Source organism: Luteibacter sp. P4_E6, assembly GCF_056401535.1.
The window spans coordinates 1-3,852 of the sequence record NZ_JBFUJE010000376.1; the positions used below are offsets into that span (position 1 = coordinate 1).

General features: G+C 65.5%; 4 protein-coding genes and 1 pseudogene. 1 reads left to right on the forward strand and 4 read right to left on the reverse strand.

Annotated features, from left to right (window positions below; genetic code table 11):
- Window positions 1-46: 46 nt before the first annotated feature.
- The 4 genes and pseudogenes from AC1DT2_RS17475 to lexA all read right to left on the reverse strand — a co-directional run.
- Window positions 47-472, reverse strand: a pseudogene (locus tag AC1DT2_RS17475) (PHP domain-containing protein); the annotation flags it as partial.
- A 6-nt stretch (window positions 473-478) separates the two neighbouring features.
- Window positions 479-1,888: a Y-family DNA polymerase gene (locus AC1DT2_RS17480; RefSeq protein ID WP_477297728.1), complete on the reverse strand. Its 1,410-nt coding sequence runs from the start codon at window positions 1,886-1,888 to the stop codon at window positions 479-481.
- 73 nt (window positions 1,889-1,961) lie between these two features.
- Window positions 1,962-2,591 (reverse strand): translesion DNA synthesis-associated protein ImuA, encoded by a 630-nt coding sequence (gene imuA, locus AC1DT2_RS17485; protein ID WP_477297729.1) that lies wholly within the window; start codon window positions 2,589-2,591, stop codon window positions 1,962-1,964.
- Window positions 2,592-2,593: 2 nt separating this feature from the next.
- A complete protein-coding gene (gene lexA / locus AC1DT2_RS17490; protein ID WP_063571833.1) occupies window positions 2,594-3,220 on the reverse strand; it encodes a transcriptional repressor LexA in 627 nt (208 codons plus the stop codon).
- Window positions 3,221-3,516: 296 nt separating this feature from the next.
- On the opposite strand from lexA, the gene AC1DT2_RS17495 reads away from it, so the two are divergent.
- Window positions 3,517-3,852 (forward strand): hypothetical protein (locus tag AC1DT2_RS17495; protein WP_477297731.1); only part of this gene is annotated, 336 nt, incomplete at its 3' end.

Below are 3,852 nucleotides of genomic sequence, written 5' to 3' on the forward strand. Positions count from 1 at the left end.
CAGTGGGCGCGCTCGTCGTGCAGCGTGGCGTCGGCGGCGTTCAGGGCCCGGGAATCCATAGCAGGCAAAGCCCCCCGGCGAGAGACTCGATGTCGGTACGGTGCAGCTCGTAGTGGCCCTTGGCCGCGCGTCGGCGACCCAGGGTGATGAGCCTGCACAATTCGGTATAGCCGGCCTGGTTCTCCACCAGCAGAACCAGCACGGTGCCGTCCTCGAGCCGGAACTCACTGCCGACGATCAGGGGCAGGTTGCTTTCCAGCGAGGCCTCCAGCGCACGCACGATGCCGGAGAGGGAGCATTCGTCGGTGATGGCCAAGGCGCCGTAACCGATGTCCTTCGCACGTTCGAACAGTTCGCGCGCGTTGGATGCACCGCGCTGAAAACTGAAGTCACTCAGTGCATGCAGCTCGGCATAAGCGGGGGCGGGGGCATCTCCGTCGTTGGCGGGAGGCGGTAGTTCGAAGGGAAGCATGGAAACTCAGGCGAACCAGCCGTGCAGCATCCAGCCGTCGAGTGTGCCGGGCGGCAGGTAGGCCCAGGCCTGCTGGCCCTCTACCGTGCGCACGATGTAGTAATCGCGACGCGCATCGGCACCGTCCCACCAGCCACTCTCGATTCGCTCGGGGCCGGCAAGGACGGCGACCGGATCCGGTCGCATGGGCATCGGGCGAGGCAGCAACCAGAGCGGCCGGCGGCGACGCGGCAGGGAGACGACGGGGCCGGGGGTGCCATAACGCATGGCGCGCTCGGGCCGGTGGTCGGCGACCAGTGCGATCTGTCGCAACGCTGCGTCGCCCAGGCGTGCGCGCAGCCGCTCGTCGAGTGTCGGCCAGTCGAGGCCATCACCGCGAACGGGTTCGAACAGGTCGCGCAGGGGTGGCCGGAAAACCGGCAGCTCTTCCGCGACGAGTTCGATCGCCCGCGCCGGCGCCGGTAGGGTGGTTCGCTCGAGGCGTGTACGGGCCAGTTCGAAAAGTCGCTCCGCTTCGCGCTGCGGTGCCGCCATGGCAACCACGATGCGGGTGCTTTGGCCACGCGCGTGTTCGAGCGTCAGGGTGAAACGTTGCACGCCGCCGTCGCGTGCGGCAAGCAGGTTGGCCAGTTCACGGGTCAGGCGGCGCAACGGGAACAGCAACGGCTGGCTGCCGTCGAGTTCGCTGTCGAATTCGATTTTCTGCAGGAAGCTTGCCGGTGGTTGCCAGGCGGGCAGGGCATGCGCCGACTGGCCACGGATGCGGTCGAGCCATGCCACGCCATCGCGACCGATGCGTCGGGTCAATTCGGGACGGGGCAGGCGGAAGATGTCTTCCAGGCGACGGAAGCCCATCGCCTGCAACGACTTCACCATGCTGGCGGAAAGTCCGCTCCGGGTCAGCGGCAACGCGGCAAGCATGCGCAGTACGCCCTCGCGTTCCGGCAGCACCATGCCATCCTCGCTCGCGGCAAAAATCCACGAGGCGGCAGCAAAGGGCGTGGCGGCGAGGGTGTGCGGATGGCCTTGTTCGAGCAATCCGCTACGCAGGCGTTCGGCGAGCACCGGCCAGCCATCGAAAAGACGAAGGCTGGCACCGACTTCCATCAGGATGGCCTGGGGCGGCGCCAGGCTGACATGACCGCTGAACTGGTAACACCACGCGGCAATGCCGGCGAGCAGGCGGGTTTCGGCATCCCGGTCACGTGGGCGCACATCGAGGGCTGGGCATAGCGCCCGTGCGGCGGCGACGCTTTGCCCACGGCGTACGCCGAAGGCGGCGGCTTCTTCATTTGCGGCGGCGATCAGGCGTTGGCGCGCGTGGCCGTCGAGTAGAGCGGAGGGGCCTGCCTCCGGTGTCGCGGCGAAGGCGGCGGAGAACGCCAGGCCGGGAAAACGGAGACAGGCCCAAAGCATGGCTGCGGAAGAGGGGCGACGACGGAGCGTCCGTCACGACGGCGTGTGGAACGCGGCGTCATGACGGGATCCATCAGGCCCGCATGCGCAACAGCGGAGCGGTGGTGGTCAGCAGGCCACGCGACTTGAGGACATCCACGTAGGTGGCCTCGTCGCTGTTGCTGACCTTGAGGCGGAGCGCGGCCGGGCTGTTCTGCGCGGCGTGCGTGGCCGGGCGGAAAAGCATGGCGCAGGCGTCGCCGGTTTCGGCGGCCAGCTGCAGGCGACGCAGGCTGCGGTAGTCGATGTCGGGCAACCAGCCGACCACGGCGCCGCAGCAGCCCGAGCGCAGGCACTGCTCCATGCTCCATGCGGCCTCGGTGCTGCCGGCATGGATTTCATGCAGAAAGCGCAGGTCGACACCGGCCGCGGCCAGCGCGGGGGCATAGGGAAGATAAGGCGGCGCGACGAAGATCACGCGGCGGTGCTCCTGGGTCAGCGCGGCAAGTGCARGCATGACCAGATCCAGTTCGCCCAGGCCGTCATGCTCGAACAGGATTTCGCTGAGGGCACCCTGCGGCCAGCCACCGCCGGGCAGTTTCGCGTCGAGCGAGGTCCAGCCCGTGGACAGCGCGCGTACGCGCGGCTGACGGTCGGCGGAACGCCGCCAGATACCGGGATGGTCGAGCACCTGAGCGAGATTCGGGGAGGCGATGGCGTTCATGGTCAGGTCCTGCGAATGATGCCGACGTAACGCCCTTCAATGGCGAACGCGTGGCGACGGGGATCGACTTCGATCGGCTCGAAGTCGGGATTTTCGGGTAGCAACAGGACGCGGTTGCGGTCGTGCTTGAGGCGTTTCACGGTGACTTCGTCGTCCAGCCGGGCGACCACGATCTGGCCATCGGTGGCGACGGCCGTCTTATGCACGGCAAGTAGGTCGCCATCGAGGATGCCCACATCACGCATGCTCAGGCCGACGACACGCAGGAGGTAATCGGCGCGCGGGCGGAACAGCGCGGGATCGACTTCCAGTTGCGATTCGATGTTTTCCTCGGCGAGGATGGGCGAGCCGGCGGCAACGCGGCCGATCAGCGGCAACTCGTTGGCTGCCTGGCCGCGCAGGCTCGAGGCGAGACCGGGGGGAATGCGCAGCCCGCGGTGCTGCGGGGAGCGCTCGAGCACGCCTTTACGGACCAGGGACTCGACGCAGGCCTGTGCCGAACTGTGGCTGGAAAAGCCCAGGGCATCGGCGATCTCGCGCAGTGTCGGCGGGAGCCCTTGCGCTTGCAGGTATTCCTGCAGGAAGGAAAGGGTCTTTTGCTGACGCTCGGTAAGGGTAGGTGTCGACATGCGTACATTTGTACACATGCCAGGAGAGCGGCGCAAGGGGGAGCTTCGATTACGGGATGACTCAAGGGCGTGTCGCCCTATCTCAATCCGGTTTTCCCTTACACGAAGGCGAGGGCAAGGGCATCTGGAGATGGCTTGCCATTGGGCAAACCATGGACGAACTCCCGGGATAAGCCGTCTGAGAGGCCCAGAGAACCGCCATGACCCCCGTCCATGCCTCCAGCGCGACATCTTCCTCTAAGCCGGCTGGCCATGAGCAGCTTGCATGCCCCCCATCGCCAAAGCAGGATGCCGACATGGAACACAGACTTAGCCGGCTGGAAGTCACCACCCAGCATATCCAGGACGATCTTCGCGATCTTCGTACCGATGTGGGCGAGTTCAAAGCTGAAATGCGCGAATTCAAGGGCGAGATGCTTGAGTTCAAGAGCGAAATGCTTGAGTTCAAAGTTGAAATGCGCGAATTCAAGGGCGAAATGCTTGAGTTCAAGAGCGAAATGCTTGAGTTCAAGGTTGAAATGCGCGAATTCAAGGGCGAAATGCGCGAATTCAAGGGCGAAATGCGCGAATTCAAGGGCGAAATGCGCGGCGAAATGCGTGACTTTCAAAAGGAGGTCCGCTCAGAGTTCCGC

Bases quoted from the DNA above. Each gene is read 5' to 3' on its own strand.
- AC1DT2_RS17480 (WP_477297728.1), bottom strand. From the start codon at position 1,888: ATGCTTTGGGCCTGTCTCCGTTTTCCCGGCCTGGCGTTCTCCGCCGCC.
- lexA (WP_063571833.1), bottom strand. From the start codon at position 3,220: ATGTCGACACCTACCCTTACCGAGCGTCAGCAAAAGACCCTTTCCTTC.